The following is a 17,981-nucleotide window of genomic DNA, read 5'->3' as shown; positions in this document are numbered from 1 at the left end:
CATGGGGTACACAAAAATGTGTACCCCATTGGTATTAGTCTATATTTACTTTATCTATTCATTTTAATAATATTGTTGGATAGCTCATTTATACTATCTGTTAAACCTTGCATCTTTCCTTCAATTCTCACCAACAAATAAAGTGAAATTGCAATGGGAAAACCAAGATTTGCAATGATAGATTGAATATTATCCATATATATCACCTCAGCCTATACTTCCAAATCGTACTCAGTAGTTGTAGAATCAACCACTTTAGCAGATACACAAGTTACTATGTCATAACCTTTTGGCTGGAAGATATTTTTATCCTTTATTAAGTTCATAGCATCTATTATTTCCTGTTCACCAAGGTCTTCCCTTGGATCTTCAACAGCAACAGAAAAGCTATTTCCTAAAGTATTTTTAAACGTCATTACAAGTTTTTTCTCATTCATATTTTAACCTCCTAAATTTTTTAAAGTAACGGAGTTACCTGAAATGATAATGAAGGTAACTCGTTGGCCCTATGAAGTGTAGCGCCCACGCAGTGTATTGAGCAAAGGGAATTTTACTACTCTGATAAAGAAGAGTTATCCACTCTGTTTGTACCAGCTAAAGTGTGTTTTTGCATAGCTGCTAGAGCATTTACTACAGCCATAATATCCTCATTTGAAGCACCTGATTTTATACTGGAAAAAGTCTTAGTTTTTACTATTCTGTCTCCATTTAAATCTGTACCATGATCAAATTTAACCTTTATAGATGACGCATTGGGTGTTGAAACAACTGCCATATTATTACCTCCTTAAATTTTTTAGCAACGGATTTATCCGAAGCGCTAGCAAGGATATATCGTTGGCGATATGAGCCTTGCGAATTTTAGTGAGCTCACTTTCCACTTATATAATATAAGAAGGATTTATATTATAGTTAGATACAACTTTTGTAACTTAATTTGTAAGTGAATTTTGGCATGCTATGTAATAAAAGTCCTAGTATTAAGTACTTAAATTTTTTATATTTTTTTAAGATTTTGTAATTATTTAAATTAAATAGTACATAAATATACAAAATACTATATTATATATAATTGGAGACAATTTGGATGATATTTACATATAGGAGGTATTTATGAGATTTTTAAGCAAATTGATAATATGCATAATAATTATCATAATAATAGGAATGATTGCAAAAGGAAAACTCATCTTTGTAAGAGATAAGGATAAATCTAGGAAAAGAGATTACATAGTGAAAACCTTATTAGTATTAGGTTTTGTATTAGGACTTGTTTTTGCATTTTTCTCAACATGGTATGTGGAATTCTTTGGGAAAATAACACCAGAGCAACTTTTGTTTAATTTAAAAGCACCACTTAAAGGAACTGAATTTGGCATGACAGAGGAAATACTTAAATCACCAGTGTTAAGTATTGTTATTTGTACCATACCATTTTTAATTGTTATTAATTGGAAATATAATGTTTTCCTGATTAATAAAAATAATGAAAAGAAAACTATTTTGAATAAAAAAAGAGTGAGAATTATATCTATACTTTTATCAATTGTTACTATGATAGGTGGAGCAACTTTTGGTATTAATAAATTACAACTGCAAAAGATTGCCAAAGCTTATTTATCATCATCCACATATCTAGCTGATAATTACGTGAATCCTAGAGATGTGAAGATGACTTTCCCAAATAAAAAGAGAAATTTAGTTCATATTTATTTAGAATCAGTGGAAAATTCGTATTTAACTAAAGAATTGGGCGGATATATGGATGTGAATTTAATGCCAGAACTAACAAAGCTTTACAAAGAAGGTTTATCATTCTCTAATACGGACAAGTTTGGTGGGCCTCATACTACATATGCTTCTGAGTGGTCAGTGGCAGCCATGATAAATATGGACACAGGACTTCCATTAAAAATTCCTATGAGACGTAACTCTTATGGAAAAGATGGTAGTTTCTTGCCTGGAGCTGTTGGCATAGGAGATATTTTACAGGCACAAGGCTACAATCAAACAATAATGTTTGGAGCAGATGCAGATTTTGGAGGACTGACAACTTATTTTACAACCCATGGCAAATTTAATATATTTGATTATAAAGCGGCAAAGGAAAAAAACTTAATACCTAAAGATTACAATGTATGGTGGGGATTTGAAGATGACAAACTTTATGAATATGCAAAGGATGAGATAACTAGACTTTCTAAGGATAACAAACCATTTAATTTTACAATGGAAACAGCAGATACCCATTTCCCTGATGGTTATTTATCAGAAAAAGCTGAGAATAAACATGATTCTCAATATGCCAATGTTATTTCTTACTCTACAAAAGAAGCAGTTAATTTTGTAAAATGGATTCAAAAACAGCCATTTTATGAAAATACTACAATAGTTATAACTGGGGACCATCCAAGTATGGACAAAAAATTCTTTAAGGACTTTGATCCAAATTATGAAAGAACTATAGTAAATTTAATACTAAATGCTCCTGTAACTACTGACAATGTAGCGAATAGACAATTCGCACCATTTGATATGTTTCCTACAATTCTTTCTACTTTAGGAGTGGAGATTGAAGGAGATAGATTAGGTCTTGGAACTAATTTATATTCAAACAAGAATACTATTATTGAAGAGCAAGGAATTGACAGTGTAAATAGCGGACTGGGAGATAATAGCGATTTATTTAATGATGAATTTATTAATGATAAGAAGAACAGTACTTTTAGTAATGATTTAGTAACATATAAATAATCTTAAAACAACATTCAAATATATTTAAGCAAAGTTAATGCCATTAAAATCCATTTATTTAGATTCTAATGGCATTATCTTTGCTAATCTTTAAGGTGAAATTTTAGAACCAGTTTGAGGATTTATTAAAAAACAATTTGTTGACAAGAAAACTTGGCGAGTGTTACAATTTTGATAAGAAAACTTGGCAGAAAGGATGTATTAAAATGAAAAAAGAAGATATACTTATGAAAAGTCGTGAAGAAAATAAAAATGGTGATGAAATGGAATTAAAAATTCAAGAACGTAGCGAAAGTTATGCTTTTAATGTAACCCTTGGCATATTTGGATTGCTAACAATAATTGCTTTTATATTAAAACATTTTATGGGATACATGGACATTAATATAGATTACTTTGTACTTGTACTTATAATAGGAATAGGGAGCAAAGGTGCAACAGAATATTTTTATAATAGAGAAAAAAAGATATATTTAATTTTAAGTATAATAATAGGTTTTGCAGCTGTAATAAAAATTTTAACTCTGTTTGAGGTGATATAATATGGAAACTCCACTAATCTTACATAATAACTTAAAAAAAATTAGAAAAGAAAAGGGATTATCTCAAAGAGAGCTAGCCCAGCTTATTGGAGTTTCAAGAAATACCATAAGTTCAATTGAGACAGGCCAATTCAATCCAACAGCAAAGTTGGCTTTAATTTTATGTATTGCCTTAGATAAAAAGTTTGAGGATATATTTTATTTTGATTAAGTGTACTAGTGTTTAAAAATCTATTCCATCTAGAATGAATCTAAAAGGCTATTTAGCTTGGTTTAAATTTCTTCAATTAAGCAAGAAGAATAAAAATACTGATACAATCAAAGATATGCTAGTGAATGTTGCTACTAAAGAAACACTTATAACGAGAGCTACTATTAGAAGTAGACTTATTGAACTAACTTAAAATAATATACTATACTTTAAATTTATACTATACTTTAAACTAATGAAATCATTTTACTATTTGAAGGTAAATTAACATTATATATAATAAAGTAAAATTCGCAAATGTTAATATAGTACGAAAAATATAAAATTTATCAATTAGGAGAGGTTATTAATGATTAATTATAGTACACTTGAAAATATAGATATTGAAAAATTACATAGTACATTCGTAGAAGCTTTTTCAGATTATGAAGTAAAACTAGATATGCCTATTTCACAGCTACGTCAAAGTATTCAAAGAAGAGGTTATGTTCCAAAAGCTTCAATATGTGCATCTGATGATGATATGTTAGTTGGATTCTTATTAAATGCAATTAGACAATGGGATGAGAAGCTAACTGCTTATGATACGGGAACTGGAGTTATAAAGGAATATAGAAATAAGGGTATATCAAGTAAGATGTTTTTAAATGCTTTGCAATCTCTGAAAGAAATGGAAGTCAAACAATATTTACTTGAAGTAATTCAATCAAACACACCTGCAATTCACCTATATGAAAAACAAGGTTTTAAAGTTTCAAGAGAGTATGAATGTTTTAATTTAGATAAAAAATTATTCACTTATACACCAACATATGAAGTTGAATATATTAATTCAATTAATGAAAATGATTGGATACAATTAACAAAGTTTTGGGATTTTAAACCGTCATGGCAGAATTCAATTGACTCAATTAATACTGTGTCAGATACATTTATATATTCTATTGTAAGAATTAATGATGTTATTGTTGGATATGGAATCATTGATAAAAAAACAGGAGATATTCCACAAATAGCAGTAGATAAAAAATATAGAGGTAGAGGGATTGGAACTAGCATATTTGCACAACTATTACTAAGTACACAATCACATAATATTAGTGTTGTTAATGTAGATAGTCAGTGTACTTCTCTGAAGAATTTCCTGCTTGAATTAGGATTTAAAGTAATGCTGAAGCAATATGAAATGGTTTTTGAATTATAGTAAATCTAATTCGTACTTTTAATAAAGTACGAACAGTTTAAAGTAATCTATAAAAATAACTACATCTTAGAATCCAACACATTGACAATGCTAAGCTGTGGTTATTTTTTGTGCCTTATTTATCACGAAGAAAGATAACATAGCCAATTCTTAAATTGTAATATATGTTTCTTTTTTATCTTCTGGTTTATCTTTATTTAATTTATCTTTTAATTGTGATTCAAGTTCTATAACTTCATTAAAAGTATTCTTTAACTCTTTGACTAATGGATTGTTACGAAGATCATAGACTTTTTTTAAAATTACTTCTTTTTCCGCAATTTTGTACATATCATTACCATATGTTTTTTTATACATAGATATTTTGTCATCAATTATTTCTGACTGTTGACTAAATTCTTTAGCTAACTTTCTAGTGGCCTTTAATTCAATATGAGTTTCAGATATTTTTTTGTCTATATCTTCAAGAGTAAGCTGTCCTTCACTAAGTAATGCTTCATTTTTGTTATCTTTATTTTCAATCATGCCTTTTATTTCGCTAAGTTGAGATAATTTATGCTCCAAAGACTCTTGGAGTTTTTTATTTATACTTGAATTGTATGTAGCGTCTAAGTTTTCTCTAGCTAAATGTTTACCTTTACTAATAACATGTAATTCTTTTGATGATATATCTATGTTTTTATTGTTAACACCATTAGTTTGTATTTTTTTTAAAGAACTACAGTTGTAACCTTTTAACAGAGTATTACCACTATTTATATTTAAAATATTCATATATTCACCCCCATTATTTAATAAATACTTTCTAAATATAATTCAATATAAATGTACGACATATAAAAATTTATCTTTAATAAAATCTCATAAAATAAATGTGAAAATAAAGAAAAATATAAATTGTAAAATATGGAAAATATTTGAAAATATTGTAAAAAATTACTAAATATACTGTATATACCAGGAAAAATTTGGTGGAAATGTTTAGTTTTCTTATTGACTTAATGAAATTAAAGGAATATAATTAGCATTTGTTAATCAAGAAAAGGGAGAGAAAAAGATATGGAAAGTACAGTAGAAGCAATTGCAACTAATCATTTAATTTTTATTTTTGCAACAATAGGTATTACAGGAATAGTGTTAGGGAGACTAAGTGAAATATTAAAAATTCCAGACGTAATACTTTATTTAATAGCCGGAATAATAATAGGACCAGCAGTTTTAAACATAATAAGCGTGCAATCTTTTCCAGTGGAAAATAACCTTATATTAACATTTGGGTCAGCATTTATATTGTTTGAAGGTGGAAAAGAAATAAATTTAAAAGTATTAAATAAAGTTAAGATAAGCGTAGGAATGTTGTCAACAGTAGGTGTTATAGTATCAGCTGTTGTAGTAGGTGTAATATCAGGCAAAGTTTTTGGAATTCCAATGGTAACAGCTTTACTTTTAGGATCAGTAGTAGCATCAACTGACCCAGCGGCTCTTATACCAGTTTTTAAACAGGTTACTATAAAGGATAAAATAAAACAAACAGTAGTAAGTGAGTCAGCATTTAATGATGCAGTAGGAGCTATATTAGTTTCTACATTACTCGGAGTATTAACTAGTGGTGAGTTTTCTGTGGGTGCTAGTGTAAAAGAATTGCTTGTATCAGCAGGTGTAGGTATTGGGGTAGGTGTAGTAATAGGATACTTATTAACAGTATTTATGTCAGACAAAAAAATAGGAGTATTCCACTCTTATGCACCAATAATGGCCTTACTAAAAGTTGCCCTAGCTTATGAAATAGCAACTAAGCTTGGTGGTAGTGGATATATGGCAGTATTTATAGCAGGTTTAATTTCTGGAAATAGAAAATTATTTGGTCTATGGATACCAGAATACGACTTCCAATCAGTACAACATTTCTCAGAAAGTGTAAGTACAATGTGTCGTATGACAATATTTGTAGTTCTTGGAACACAAGTAGACTTAGGAGCTCTTGCAACATATTGGGCACCATCTTTATTAATGGCCTTAGTATTAATGTTTGTAGCGAGACCACTTGTAGTTTTAATATGTACAGCATTTGACAAAAGTGCAAACTGGACTTTTAAAGATAGATTATTTATGATGTGGGTTAGGGAAACAGGAGTTATACCAGCAGCTCTGTCAGGAATAATAGTTTCTATGAAAATTCCAGGATATGAAATAATATCATCAGTAGTATTTATGACAATACTTGTTACTTTAATAGTACAAGCTAGTACTACTAAAATGGTTGCAAAAAAACTTGGTGTTTTAGAAGAAAGTGAAGAAAGAGATCAAATATCTCAAGTTGCATAGAGTTTAATTTAAAAATGAAATTAAATCAAAAGGCGTGTATTTTTTAATTTGGAAAATATATGCCTTTTGATTTTTTACATGTTAGGAAATTATAGTTGAATTTACGCAGTTGATAAACTTTGGAATGAAGTTATCTCAACTCATTTAGAAAGTGTAAAAAATGTATTTTTGAGCAACGGAGTTGCCTGAAGCGATAGCGAAGGCATCTCGTTGGCGACATGAGCGAAGCGAATTTTGGATATAATAAATTGTAGGAAGAAGGAGACATAGACATACTTCATGATATAAGTGTATAATAGAAGATAACTATATTTAAAGGAGCAACAAATGAAAACATTTAATCAATTGGTAATAAATGAAAAACTTATAAAAGGACTAGTAAAGCAAAATATAACAGAGCCAACAAAGGTTCAGTCATTAACAATAGAAAAAATAAGAGAAAACAAAGACTTACTAGTAAATAGTGAAACTGGAAGTGGAAAAACCCTAGCTTATTTACTTCCAATGTTTGAAAAAATAGACACAACTATGAGAGAGACACAAGTTTTAGTACTTGCACCTACTCATGAGCTAGTAATGCAAATAGCAAACCAATCAAAATTATTAGCAGAAAACTCTAATATGGATGTAACTACTTTTGCCATAATAGGAGAAGTTAACATCCAAAAACAAATTAAAAACATAAAAGCAATGAAGCCTCATATAGTAGTAGGAACTGCTGGTAGACTTCTTGATTTAATTCAACAAAAAAAACTAAGAGTACATGATGTAAAGACTATAATACTAGACGAAGTTGATAGTTTAGTAAGTGGTAAAGGTGAAGGAATTGTTGAAAAAATAATAAAAACTACTTTAAGAGATAGACAACTTTTAGGATTTACAGCAAGTTTAGACGAAAAATCTGAAAGTTTCTGTGATTATATGATGAAGGATATGGAAATCATAAAAGCGACTGATCAGTCAGCTATAAACCCAAATATAAACCATATGTACATCTATGGTGACAGAAGAGAAAAGTTCATAATTCTTAGAAAGGCTTTATCTAGTGCTAAGGCTAAGAGAGCAATAGTTTTTGTAAATGACGAAGATAGTATAGAAGTTATTAACGAAAAATTAAACTACCATAATTACAAAGCTGTGTGTATTTCAGGTAAAATGAGTAAAGAAGATAGAAAAAATGCAATGACTTCTTTTAGAAGTGGAAAAGCAGCTATTTTAGTTTCTTCTGACTTGTCTGCAAGAGGACTAGATATACCTGATGTTAGTCATATATTCAACTTAGATTTTCCACCTAGCAAAAACGAATATCTACACAGATGTGGTAGAAGTGCTAGGGGTAATAAAAAAGGTAGCGCAATATCAATTGTTACTAATCAAAACTTAAATACAATTAGAGATTACAAAAGACAGTTTAAAATAAATATGAATGCAGTAGAAATAAAAGAAGGTAAGTTTGTTGATGTGGACTTTACAAAATTAAAAAAGGAAACAAAAGCAAAAAGAGAAAATAAAGATAGAAAATAAATTAATTTAAACAAATATGACTCTAATATATGAAAAAATATTTCTTTGAATTAAGTCAAATTATATGTAATAAGTTTGGAATTAGATTTTATTTATCAAATAATAAGAAAAAAAGTCTATAATTTCTTGTTTTATCCACCACAATACAACAATTTATATATAAGAAAAATGTTACACTCTTATAGAAGAAAATAGATATATACAAATTATTCAACAAAATTAGGGGAAAAGACTAATAGAATAAAAAAGAACAAAGGGGATAAAACAAATGAAAAAAAACGTATTAACTTTTCTTATGATTATGCTATTTTTACCTATAATGATGACTGGTTGCAAAAGTGAAACACCAACAGATGCGGTAAACACATATTTTTCATCTATAAAGAAAAGTGATAGCAAAGAAGCTAAAAAACTTATAGAAAACACACTTTCAGATGAAATACTAAATGAAGAAACTACTGAAACTTCAACAACTAACAAAACACCTGACAAATCTAGTGAATCAAATAAAGAAAGCAAAAATTTAGATGAATCACTAAAAATGTATCTTTCAAAGATAGATGCTAAGGTAGTATCTGAAAATGTAAAAGAAGATAGTGCAACTGTAAAGGTGGAAGTAAAAGCACCTAATTATAGCAATTTGTTATTGGAAGTTATGCAAGAGAGCATGAAAGAAAGTTTAGTTGGAAAAGATGTAAAACAATCTGATGTGGAAAAAAGCTTAGAATCAAAAATTAAAAATAGCAAAGCAGAAACTAGAACTGGCCAAATTAACTTAACTAAAAAAGATAATAAATGGAATATAAAATCTGATGCAGATGTTACAAACTTGCTTCTTGGAGAAGCGGATGAAAAAGAAAGTATAATGTTTAGCAAATAGAAAAATATTCATAATTATATAAATAAAATAGTATTCTTTAATGAGTACTATTTTTTTACATGTCAGGAAATTATAGCTAGATTTACGCTGTTGATAAACTCTGTAATTAAGTTATATGAACTCATTTAAAAAGTGTAAAAAATGTATTTTTGAGCAACGGAGTTGCCTGAAGCGGAGCGAAGGCATCTCGTTGGCGATATGAGCAAAGCGAATTTTTGTAAATTAAAACATATGAATAATAAGTAGATTTTAATATACATATATAAGTTTACAAGGAGGAAGTTAGGGTGGCTAAAAAGAAAAAAAGGGAAAGCACAGAGAAGAAAAGTAATAAGCAATCAAGCCGAAATTGCAACTCAAAAAAAAGTAGCAATTCAAAAAAAAATAGTAATTCCAAGGAAAATAATAAGGATAATATAAAGTTTTCTGATTTTACTTATGCTGAACTTATAGTATTAGCTGCCACATTATCTTATAGTTTGGCTGAACAACTTGACGAAGATGATTTAGCTATATTACTTGTTTTTTTAGGGCTTTTGTTAACAAATATAAGAGTAATCACTACACAAAAAGCAATTAAAGCTGGACCACAAGCTCCTAATACAGAATTAGACTTAGACTTTGAAACGGAGATATAAAATTAAACCTAGTTAAATAAATAATAAAAAAGATTGTTAAAAGATTTACAAAAAATGTAGAAATTGATGATAATTTTGTAAAAAACTGATACAATTTATTATATAGATTTGGAAATTATTTACATAATATAGTTAATTCATAAACGGGGGTGGGGAAATGTCTATTACAGTTGAAGCATTATACAAAGGAATAAACATGATTTTACTAGCATTAACTCTTACTAGTATGGTAGCATTTGTATTTTCTGCAACAAAAAATAGATCAACAAATAGTGATGTTTCTAAGTTCTAAGAAAACATAATAAAAATAAAAATTAACATAATAATTATAATTAGGCTCAAATATAAATCTATTTCCTTAAAGTTTTATTAATAAGGAAATAGATTTTTTTAATAGTAGAAAATTTGTGTATAATATAATGTAGGGAAACAAAAATGACAAATGGATAAAAAGAGGTTAATTATGAATAAATATGAAAATATCTTAGAAGGTCAAAGAAGTTATTTATCTCATCTTGGAACAATAGATGTGGATAAAAGAATTAATAATTTGAAAAAATTAAAGAAAGTAATAAAGAAATATGAAGACGAAATAATTGATGCATTAAATAAAGACTTGGGAAAACATATTTTCGAAGCTTATTCCAACGAAGTTGGGTTTGTTTATGGAAGTATAGACTTTGCTATAAAAAACTTAAAAAATTGGACAAAAGTTAAAAAAGTAAAAAATGATGCAGCACAACTTCCTGGTAAATCATATATTTATAAGTCTCACTATGGAGCAGTACTAATAATAGGGCCCTACAACTATCCATTTCAATTAACTATAGAGCCATTAATTGGTGCCATAGCAGGAGGAAATACTGTGATTATAAAACCTTCTGAATACGCAACTGCAACGGAAACTATAATAGAAAAAATAATTAAAGAAACTTTTGACGAAGAATATATTGCAGTTATTACTGGAGACTACAAAGTAAATAGTGATCTTTTAGATTTAGAGTTTGACTACATATTCTTTACTGGCAGTGTTAATGTTGGAAAAATAGTAATGGAAAAAGCCAGTAAGCATTTAACACCAATAACATTGGAACTTGGGGGAAAATCTCCTGTAATAGTTGACAATACGGCGGATCTAAAAGTAAGTGCCAAACGCATATTGTGGGGAAAACTAACAAACGCTGGACAAACTTGTGTGGCACCGGATTATTTATTGGCTCACGAACATATATATGAAGAACTTATAGAAGAACTGAAAAATACCATAGTTGAATTTTATGGAAATGATATTATAAACAACAAAGAGTTTGGCAGAATAATAAACGAAAAGCATATGAATAGACTAAACAACATTCTTGAAAATGACAAAGACAAAATAGTAGTGGGTGGAGATGTGGATTTCGAACAAAGATATATTTCACCAACAATTATTAGAGATGTAACTTTGGAAGATAGTGTAATGGAAGACGAAATTTTTGGTCCCATACTTCCAGTTATCAAGTATAAAGATTTGGAAGATATAAAGTATTATATTTCTAAGCACAAAAATCCACTGGCACTATACGTATTTTCAGAAAATGACGATTTTAGTGAAGATATAATAAGAAGATTTACTTTTGGAGGAGGGTGTGTAAACGACACCATAAGTCATGTGGCCTCAGCTCATCTACCTTTTGGAGGGATTGGAACTTCTGGAATGGGTAACTATCATGGAAGAGCAAGCTTTGATACTTTTACTCATACCAAATCAATAGTTAAAAAAAGCACTAAAATAGATATTAAGTTGGTATTTCCACCATACAAGAAAAAGATAAAACTAATTAAAAAAATAATGAAGTAGTTTTGTAGTGATGATGATATGAAAAAAGAGTTAAAGTAGTGAAATATATGAATTTCAATACTTTAACTCTTTTTCTATGTACTATTTTAAGTGTGGATTTTAATACCAGTTGGACTCGCTAGTATTTCTAAAAAATAATAAATCTAAAAAATTAAATCCAAATGACCAGGCAAAAGATATACCAAAAATATTAAAGAAATCAATATTATTAGGTCGGAAAAATAGATAAATTAAACCTATAAACAAAAAGTAGGCAAGAAAACTTTTTATAAACTTAACAATTCTTATTTTGCGATCTTTCTTATTTAAATTTTTTAGTTGTATTAAGGTTACAATAAATACATAAGTCCCAAATAATAAAAAGCTTACAATATATACAGGAACAAATGGGAGAACTATTTCACTACCAATTATATTAAAAAAAAGCAAAATAAAAAGCAAAATTAATAAAATAGTTAATGATACTATTATTCCCAGTAAAATTCTATTCAACTTGATTAATTTATCATTTGTCATGATTACCCCCTAAGTTTGAGTATTTTTATATAATAATACCAAAATTAGTAAAAATTTACAAATGGACATTGGAAGATTCTTAGATAAAACCTAAACGGGGAAAAAGTTAACCTAATTTAGCAGATAATAAAGTAGGTGAAATTAATATAATATTTAATAAATATAAAAACTCATGCAAATGTATGAGTTTTTTTGTTTAAATAGACCTTGTAAAAGGATGCTAATATGTTGGAATTTTGATAAAAACAGAAAAAATGTAATGAAAAAGATAAAAAACTTTTAAAAAATATTTTGAAAAATAAAAAATATATCAAATAATATCGAATTATGCTATAATTGAAAACAATTAAATAAGAAAGGTAATAATTGATATGAATAAGAAATTATCAAAAGAGGCTTATGGCGGTGTAAATGGTAAAGATTATGTGCCATATATAAACGATAAGTCAAAAAAAGGTACAAACCTTGCAGTATTATTAATAGGTATTGTACTAGCAGCACTATTTGCAGCATCTACAGCTTACTCTGGTATGAAGTCGGGGTTAACAGTTGCAGCAGGAATTCCTGGAGCTATTATTGGTTCTATGCTTATAGGAGTGTTCGCTAAATCAAAAGGTATACTTGGGAAAAATATAATCCAAGGTATGTCAAGTGGTGGAGAATCTATAGCAAGTGGTATGATTTTTGTATTACCAGCAGTTATCCTTATAGGAAGTCAAATAACATTCTTAGAAGGAGTAATAGTAGGAGTTGGAGGATGCTTATTCGGTATAGGATGTTCATCTTTAGTTTACAACTACTTAATAGTAGAAGAACATGGAAAACTTATGTATCCAGAGTCAATGGCTATATCTGAAACTCTTGTTGCATCTGAAGGTGGCGGAGATGCTATCAAATTCATGGGAATAGGTTTTGGAATAAGTGGTATTATAAATGTTTTAACAGGATCATTCTTCAATGTAGTTAATAACACTATGACATTCTTAGGAAGTAAGTTCTACAAGTGGAAGTTCTCTATGGAAGTAAACCCATTATTATTAGGTATAGGATTTATAGTTGGATTAGAAGTTTCTTTAACAATGTTTGCTGGTTCTATATTATCTAACTTTGGGATAGCTCCATTAATAGGTTACTTCACTGATATGGCTTCTAACAATATGAATGCATGGAATGATGCGTCAGTAGTTATAAACCAAATGGACGTAAATGCAATATCTGGAAGTTATGTTAAGTACATAGGTGCAGGTATGATGCTTTGTGGTGGTATTATAGGAGCAATAAAGCTTATACCAACAATAGTTGTATCTGTAAAAGAAACTTTAAATGCAAGATCTGGTAAAGACGGAAGTTCTGAAGGTAGTTCAGGTGAAATGTTAATACTTATAGCTAGTATGGTTATAGCATTTGTAGCAGCATTTATTATATCTGGAAGTATAAAAATGGCAATAGTAGGAGCAATAGTTTCTCTAATATTATCATTATTATTCGTAATAGTTGCAGGACGTTTAACTGGTACAATAGGAACATCTAACCTTCCAGTATCAGGAATGACAATAGCTTCATTAGTTATATTAACATTAGTGTTTGTTATAATGGGATGGACTAGCAATGCTGATAACAAATCATTATTATTATTTGCTGCATTCATGGTTGTTGCAATATCAACAGCTGGTGGATATACTCAATCTCAAAAAGTTACTTATGTAATAGGTGGAAGTAAGAAAGAAATGCAAAACTACTTCGCAATAGCTTCTGTAGTAGGTGTTGTTGTTGTTACAGGAACAATATTATTACTTGCTGATCAATTAGCTGTTACTGGAGCAGATGCACAATTTGCACTACCTCAAGCTAACTTAATGTCTACATTAACTTCAGGTATAATGTCAGGAAATTTACCATGGGTTATGGTAATAGCTGGTGTAGTTATGGCTTTATTCTTATTCTTATTAAACTTACCAATAATGACTATAGCTATAGGATTCTACTTACCAATATCAACAACTTCTATAATATTAGTTGGAGCATTAATACGTGTAGTTGTTGAAAAAATGTGTAAAGATGATGCTGAAAAAGAAGCTAGAGTTTCTAACGGTATAAGTCTATCTTCAGGATTAGTTGCTGGTGGATCTATAATAGGTCTAATAGGTATAATCCTACAAGTATCTGGAGTAATAACTCCTAAAGTTCCAACTGGATTTGCAGCTGGAAATATGATGGCATTAGTAATATTAATCTTACTAGTTATAACTACAACTGTGCCAATAATGATATCTAAAATTAAGAAAAATGAAAACTAATCAAGAAATTTTAGATATTATTTATAAAATTTGTGATAATATAGAATATGATGTAAATGAAGATAAAGTAGTTACTATACTTGAAAAACAAGATTATAAGATTCAGAAGTTTTTTAGAAAACTAAAATTTAAAATTCCTACTCATAAAAAAATAGAGTTAGATCAATACAGCAGTGCAGTATTTTTAGAAATAGATGGCAAAAAAACTGTTGAAGAAGTTGGAAAAAAACTTGAACTTAAGTTTGGAGAAAAAGTAAACCCACTTTACGAAAGGTTATTACTTTTCCTAAATCATATTGAAACAAATTGCAAATATATAGAAAAAATTAATAACTAATTAAAAGACTTAAATATTAGATATTGACATAAATAGGTATAAAGCACACTCACAATCAAGGCCTATGGAACAACGTTATATGTTCCATAGGCCATTTTTGTATGTAGGAATACTTCCATAATTTATCATTTTAATATACTGTTTCGTTAAAAAAATATAAAGAAGAAACAAAAAGTTACAAAATATATTGATGACTTTTAATGATAAAAAATAAGGGTATAATAAACATGACAAAAGATTTGGAAGTGAAAATTAATAGAATTTTAGAGATTAAACATTAAATAGAGACTACAAAACATAAAGTATCTGTTAATCAAAAGAAAAAAGGTATAAAATGAAGGGAGAAATGAGTATGAGAAAAATAAAAAAAGGTAATGTAATATATCTTATACAAAAGGATAAAAACACAATGGATTTGAGATGCAGCGAGTGCGGTGTTGTTAAAAATGAGTTAGATATTGAAGTAGAGATTGATAAGGTAAGTAATAGAAAGGTATACAAATGTGAATGTGGCTGCAAAACATTTACACCACAAATAGATATAGAAGAATACTACATATAATCACCAAATATCTATAAAAAGGAAGGGATTAAATGAGTAAAACCTACGAAAGGTTAGAATAATAAATGCACCTACAAAAAAATGTGGGTGCATTTTTATGTTTAACTACTAGTTAAAATTATTGATGTTGATTTAACTCAAGAACAAATAGCTGAGCATTTAGGAGTGACAACTCCTGCAGTTGATAAATGAGAAAAAGGCAATTCCCATACAAAAGGATATTGAAAACAACCCATACACAACAATACTAATAAAATTTCTGCACTTTTTAGAAAAAATAAAATTAAATATGATTTTTAAGATGAACACATACAACACGGTGCTTCTTTTCTATTTACAGACGTTCAAAAATGAGCGTTTATTTTTTTATATAACTAAAGGAAAAAGATATTGAAACGATTATGCACGTGCTTCATTGCTCATGCGGCTATTGTTACCGCATTACTGACAACAGAGGTTTTACGCTTCCGATACATAGCATTGGACGAAATTGACAGTAGGTGTAGGTATTGTAGAAAACGTATTACGTATTTAGTGTTGATAACTTCTTGTAGTAACGATATAATTATTTCAAGATTATTATAAAACGAAATGAGGTGTTATTATTGTACACGAAATATGAGCAAGCTCTAAATTTTAAGTATGCAAGTGACAGGTGTCTTATGACTATTAGACAGGGGGGGATAGAATATTTACCAATACCGTATATGGTTAACTCTGCATTTGCTTGTGAAATATTTTTGAAAGCTATTTTAGAGCAAAAGAGAATAAAATATGGTAAAAATCACATGTTATACGAATTATATAAATTACTCCCAAAAGAAATAAAGGAACATTTAGAGAGAGTTATAAATGAGAAAGATTTTGATAAAAAGCTCCGCGATTGTTCAAATGTTTTTGTTGATTTTAGATATATTTATGAAAATATCTTTAAAGCTGAAAAGATAGATTTAACTTTTTGGGAGACGTTTGTGAATACTATATTTGAGTACAGTAAAAATAATCTGGAAAAAGGGGAAAATGTTACTATTGAAATGTAAGTCATAAAATATTTCTTGTTAAGATAGGCTAACATAACTAAAAAATATGTTCTTAAAGTATGTAGATAATAAACATAAATATATATTGAAATTTGACGAAAATTTTTATTTATGTGATAAGAAAATAGAAGAGTAAATCTATGAGGAGATTGAAGCATATGATGATGGGACAAGGTTAAAAGAGTTTTTACAAAAACAAGGATCTAATATAAACTCAATAAAATTTAAAAGTATGGAATTAAAGTAGCATTTCAAGCGGTTAGTCATTACGATTGGTCGCTTTTTCTATGCCCAGAAAGGATGATTTATAAACTTACTGAAATATAAGTGAAAGTGTATCAGAGCCGTCGACAAGTGACCATGATGTTAGTATAAGCATGTAGACACAATTAATCGAACTAATTATAATAGAGGTAGATTAGAAAGGACGTGTCTAAATATGGCAAAATATACAGAAGAATTTAAAAATACAATTACAGAATTATATAAATAAGGAAAATCATTAGCAGTATTACATAGTGAGTATGGCATACCAAAGTCAACAATATCTACATGGATAAAAGATAATTCTCAAGTATCTTCAAGTTCTGAAGATGAAATGACATTAAAAGAATTAAGAGCTCTTAAGAGAGAACTATTTAAAATTAAGGAAGAAAATGAAATCTTAAAAAAGGATATGGCCATACTTGCAAAGAAGTAGAATCTGTTGTTAACCTAATTAATGAATTAAAAGAAAGACATAAGGTTGAATTATTGTGTAAAGTGTTAGGTATTCCAAGAAGTACGTACTATTCTTTTAGATACAAAAAAACTAGTAAAACAGCTGTTGAAAGAGAAATTTTAAAACAAGAAATCTAATCTATTTATGATGATAGTAATGGTGCAACAAAAAATCATAAGGTATTATCTAAAAACTTGATGTAAACAGAGAATTATGAGTGAATTAGGATTAAAATCAGTGATAATAAAAAAGTTTAAGCATCAGACTACCAAAGCAAAAATAGAAGATAAGGATAATGTTTTAAATCAAGATTTTACAACAAATAAAAAAAATGAAAATGGGTTGGGGATATTACCTGCATAAACACAATAAGAGATAGTGGGTGCTATTTAGCGTCAGTAATAGATTTACATACAAAGAAGATAGTGGGCTACGCTTCTGATAAGAAAATGACAACGGATTTAATAATAAGAGCTTTAGATTATGCTGTTCTAGTTCAAAAGCCCGATGAGGGGCTTATATTTCATTCTGATTTAGGATCGCAATATACGAGTTCTGATTCTAGTAACTATGATCAATAAACAAAATGA

General features: G+C 28.6%; 21 protein-coding genes and 1 pseudogene. 17 read left to right on the top strand and 5 right to left on the bottom strand.

The window, feature by feature from the left end:
• Window positions 1-50: 50 nt before the first annotated feature.
• The 3 genes from K0040_RS21245 to K0040_RS02465 all read right to left on the bottom strand — a co-directional run bounded on the left by K0040_RS21245 (window position 51) and on the right by K0040_RS02465 (window position 775).
• Complete coding sequence (locus K0040_RS21245) at window positions 51-197, bottom strand: YvrJ family protein (RefSeq protein ID WP_074916128.1); 147 nt, start codon at window positions 195-197, stop codon at window positions 51-53.
• A gap of 15 nt (window positions 198-212) precedes the next feature.
• On the bottom strand, window positions 213-437 hold the full coding sequence (locus K0040_RS02470; protein WP_228107390.1) for a DUF2922 domain-containing protein: 225 nt from the start codon (window positions 435-437) through the stop codon (window positions 213-215).
• A 116-nt stretch (window positions 438-553) separates the two neighbouring features.
• Window positions 554-775, bottom strand: coding sequence for a DUF1659 domain-containing protein (locus K0040_RS02465; protein ID WP_228107389.1), 222 nt, complete (start codon window positions 773-775; stop codon window positions 554-556).
• Between the two features lie 338 nt (window positions 776-1,113).
• Here K0040_RS02465 and K0040_RS02460 point away from each other — a divergent pair, with 338 nt between their 5' ends.
• From K0040_RS02460 to K0040_RS02440, 5 genes and pseudogenes are all read left to right on the top strand, one after another.
• Window positions 1,114-2,754 carry an LTA synthase family protein gene (locus K0040_RS02460; protein WP_228107388.1) on the top strand — a complete coding sequence of 547 codons (1,641 nt, stop codon included), beginning with the start codon at window positions 1,114-1,116 and terminating at the stop codon, window positions 2,752-2,754.
• Window positions 2,755-2,960: 206 nt separating this feature from the next.
• Window positions 2,961-3,296 (top strand): DUF6442 family protein, encoded by a 336-nt coding sequence (locus tag K0040_RS02455; protein WP_228107387.1) that lies wholly within the window; start codon window positions 2,961-2,963, stop codon window positions 3,294-3,296.
• A 1-nt stretch (window position 3,297) separates the two neighbouring features.
• Window positions 3,298-3,507, top strand: coding sequence for a helix-turn-helix transcriptional regulator (locus K0040_RS02450; RefSeq protein ID WP_228107386.1), 210 nt, complete (start codon window positions 3,298-3,300; stop codon window positions 3,505-3,507).
• A 40-nt stretch (window positions 3,508-3,547) separates the two neighbouring features.
• A pseudogene (locus K0040_RS02445) lies at window positions 3,548-3,700 on the top strand (IS1595 family transposase); the annotation flags it as partial.
• A 156-nt stretch (window positions 3,701-3,856) separates the two neighbouring features.
• On the top strand, window positions 3,857-4,711 hold the full coding sequence (locus K0040_RS02440; protein WP_228107385.1) for a GNAT family N-acetyltransferase: 855 nt from the start codon (window positions 3,857-3,859) through the stop codon (window positions 4,709-4,711).
• Between the two features lie 150 nt (window positions 4,712-4,861).
• Here the strand turns inward: K0040_RS02440 and K0040_RS02435 are convergent, their stop codons facing one another.
• A complete protein-coding gene (locus K0040_RS02435; RefSeq protein WP_228107384.1) occupies window positions 4,862-5,485 on the bottom strand; it encodes a hypothetical protein in 624 nt (207 codons plus the stop codon).
• A 285-nt stretch (window positions 5,486-5,770) separates the two neighbouring features.
• On the opposite strand from K0040_RS02435, the gene K0040_RS02430 reads away from it, so the two are divergent.
• The 6 genes from K0040_RS02430 (at window position 5,771) to K0040_RS02410 (ending at window position 11,918) form a co-directional block, all read left to right on the top strand.
• Window positions 5,771-7,036 (top strand): cation:proton antiporter, encoded by a 1,266-nt coding sequence (locus K0040_RS02430; RefSeq protein WP_228107383.1) that lies wholly within the window; start codon window positions 5,771-5,773, stop codon window positions 7,034-7,036.
• 327 nt (window positions 7,037-7,363) lie between these two features.
• The gene (locus K0040_RS02425; RefSeq protein WP_228107382.1) at window positions 7,364-8,560 is read left to right on the top strand and encodes a DEAD/DEAH box helicase; all 1,197 of its coding nucleotides are present in this window, start codon (window positions 7,364-7,366) and stop codon (window positions 8,558-8,560) included.
• Window positions 8,561-8,828: 268 nt separating this feature from the next.
• Window positions 8,829-9,440, top strand: coding sequence for a hypothetical protein (locus tag K0040_RS02420; protein ID WP_228107381.1), 612 nt, complete (start codon window positions 8,829-8,831; stop codon window positions 9,438-9,440).
• Between the two features lie 287 nt (window positions 9,441-9,727).
• Complete coding sequence (locus tag K0040_RS02415) at window positions 9,728-10,078, top strand: hypothetical protein (protein WP_228107380.1); 351 nt, start codon at window positions 9,728-9,730, stop codon at window positions 10,076-10,078.
• Between the two features lie 157 nt (window positions 10,079-10,235).
• Window positions 10,236-10,370 (top strand): hypothetical protein, encoded by a 135-nt coding sequence (locus tag K0040_RS20625; protein WP_265588780.1) that lies wholly within the window; start codon window positions 10,236-10,238, stop codon window positions 10,368-10,370.
• A gap of 171 nt (window positions 10,371-10,541) precedes the next feature.
• The gene (locus K0040_RS02410; protein WP_228107379.1) at window positions 10,542-11,918 is read left to right on the top strand and encodes an aldehyde dehydrogenase; all 1,377 of its coding nucleotides are present in this window, start codon (window positions 10,542-10,544) and stop codon (window positions 11,916-11,918) included.
• A gap of 99 nt (window positions 11,919-12,017) precedes the next feature.
• Here K0040_RS02410 and K0040_RS02405 read toward each other — a convergent pair whose 3' ends face one another.
• Complete coding sequence (locus K0040_RS02405) at window positions 12,018-12,434, bottom strand: hypothetical protein (RefSeq protein WP_228107378.1); 417 nt, start codon at window positions 12,432-12,434, stop codon at window positions 12,018-12,020.
• A gap of 371 nt (window positions 12,435-12,805) precedes the next feature.
• On the opposite strand from K0040_RS02405, the gene K0040_RS02400 reads away from it, so the two are divergent.
• From K0040_RS02400 to K0040_RS21960, 6 genes are all read left to right on the top strand, one after another.
• Entirely contained in the window at window positions 12,806-14,731 is a 1,926-nt protein-coding gene (locus K0040_RS02400; RefSeq protein WP_228107377.1) for an OPT family oligopeptide transporter, read from the top strand.
• Window positions 14,721-15,068 carry a PqqD family peptide modification chaperone gene (locus K0040_RS02395; protein WP_228107376.1) on the top strand — a complete coding sequence of 116 codons (348 nt, stop codon included), beginning with the start codon at window positions 14,721-14,723 and terminating at the stop codon, window positions 15,066-15,068. Before K0040_RS02400 ends, K0040_RS02395 begins: the two co-directional genes overlap by 11 nt.
• 352 nt (window positions 15,069-15,420) lie before the next feature.
• On the top strand, window positions 15,421-15,630 hold the full coding sequence (locus K0040_RS02390; protein ID WP_074916160.1) for a hypothetical protein: 210 nt from the start codon (window positions 15,421-15,423) through the stop codon (window positions 15,628-15,630).
• A gap of 662 nt (window positions 15,631-16,292) precedes the next feature.
• Window positions 16,293-16,670 (top strand): HEPN domain-containing protein, encoded by a 378-nt coding sequence (locus K0040_RS02385; RefSeq protein ID WP_228107375.1) that lies wholly within the window; start codon window positions 16,293-16,295, stop codon window positions 16,668-16,670.
• Window positions 16,671-17,604: 934 nt separating this feature from the next.
• On the top strand, window positions 17,605-17,754 hold the full coding sequence (locus K0040_RS21965; RefSeq protein ID WP_416390164.1) for a hypothetical protein: 150 nt from the start codon (window positions 17,605-17,607) through the stop codon (window positions 17,752-17,754).
• Window positions 17,742-17,972 (top strand): DDE-type integrase/transposase/recombinase, encoded by a 231-nt coding sequence (locus K0040_RS21960; RefSeq protein ID WP_416390185.1) that lies wholly within the window; start codon window positions 17,742-17,744, stop codon window positions 17,970-17,972. Before K0040_RS21965 ends, K0040_RS21960 begins: the two co-directional genes overlap by 13 nt.
• Window positions 17,973-17,981: the final 9 nt, after the last annotated feature.

Source organism: Terrisporobacter petrolearius, from assembly GCF_020748185.1.
GTDB lineage: Bacteria > Bacillota > Clostridia > Peptostreptococcales > Peptostreptococcaceae > Terrisporobacter > Terrisporobacter petrolearius.
Note: the sequence above shows the minus strand (reverse complement) of the source record. Positions and strands in the feature narration are given on the sequence as shown.

Bases quoted from the DNA above. Each gene is read 5' to 3' on its own strand.
- K0040_RS21245 (WP_074916128.1), bottom strand. From the start codon at position 197: ATGGATAATATTCAATCTATCATTGCAAATCTTGGTTTTCCCATTGCA.
- K0040_RS02470 (WP_228107390.1), bottom strand. From the start codon at position 437: ATGAATGAGAAAAAACTTGTAATGACGTTTAAAAATACTTTAGGAAAT.
- K0040_RS02465 (WP_228107389.1), bottom strand. From the start codon at position 775: ATGGCAGTTGTTTCAACACCCAATGCGTCATCTATAAAGGTTAAATTT.
- K0040_RS02460 (WP_228107388.1), top strand. From the start codon at position 1,114: ATGAGATTTTTAAGCAAATTGATAATATGCATAATAATTATCATAATA.
- K0040_RS02455 (WP_228107387.1), top strand. From the start codon at position 2,961: ATGAAAAAAGAAGATATACTTATGAAAAGTCGTGAAGAAAATAAAAAT.
- K0040_RS02450 (WP_228107386.1), top strand. From the start codon at position 3,298: ATGGAAACTCCACTAATCTTACATAATAACTTAAAAAAAATTAGAAAA.
- K0040_RS02440 (WP_228107385.1), top strand. From the start codon at position 3,857: ATGATTAATTATAGTACACTTGAAAATATAGATATTGAAAAATTACAT.
- K0040_RS02435 (WP_228107384.1), bottom strand. From the start codon at position 5,485: ATGAATATTTTAAATATAAATAGTGGTAATACTCTGTTAAAAGGTTAC.
- K0040_RS02430 (WP_228107383.1), top strand. From the start codon at position 5,771: ATGGAAAGTACAGTAGAAGCAATTGCAACTAATCATTTAATTTTTATT.
- K0040_RS02425 (WP_228107382.1), top strand. From the start codon at position 7,364: ATGAAAACATTTAATCAATTGGTAATAAATGAAAAACTTATAAAAGGA.
- K0040_RS02420 (WP_228107381.1), top strand. From the start codon at position 8,829: ATGAAAAAAAACGTATTAACTTTTCTTATGATTATGCTATTTTTACCT.
- K0040_RS20625 (WP_265588780.1), top strand. From the start codon at position 10,236: ATGTCTATTACAGTTGAAGCATTATACAAAGGAATAAACATGATTTTA.
- K0040_RS02410 (WP_228107379.1), top strand. From the start codon at position 10,542: ATGAATAAATATGAAAATATCTTAGAAGGTCAAAGAAGTTATTTATCT.
- K0040_RS02405 (WP_228107378.1), bottom strand. From the start codon at position 12,434: ATGACAAATGATAAATTAATCAAGTTGAATAGAATTTTACTGGGAATA.
- K0040_RS02400 (WP_228107377.1), top strand. From the start codon at position 12,806: ATGAATAAGAAATTATCAAAAGAGGCTTATGGCGGTGTAAATGGTAAA.
- K0040_RS02395 (WP_228107376.1), top strand. From the start codon at position 14,721: ATGAAAACTAATCAAGAAATTTTAGATATTATTTATAAAATTTGTGAT.
- K0040_RS02390 (WP_074916160.1), top strand. From the start codon at position 15,421: ATGAGAAAAATAAAAAAAGGTAATGTAATATATCTTATACAAAAGGAT.
- K0040_RS02385 (WP_228107375.1), top strand. From the start codon at position 16,293: ATGACTATTAGACAGGGGGGGATAGAATATTTACCAATACCGTATATG.
- K0040_RS21965 (WP_416390164.1), top strand. From the start codon at position 17,605: ATGAGTGAATTAGGATTAAAATCAGTGATAATAAAAAAGTTTAAGCAT.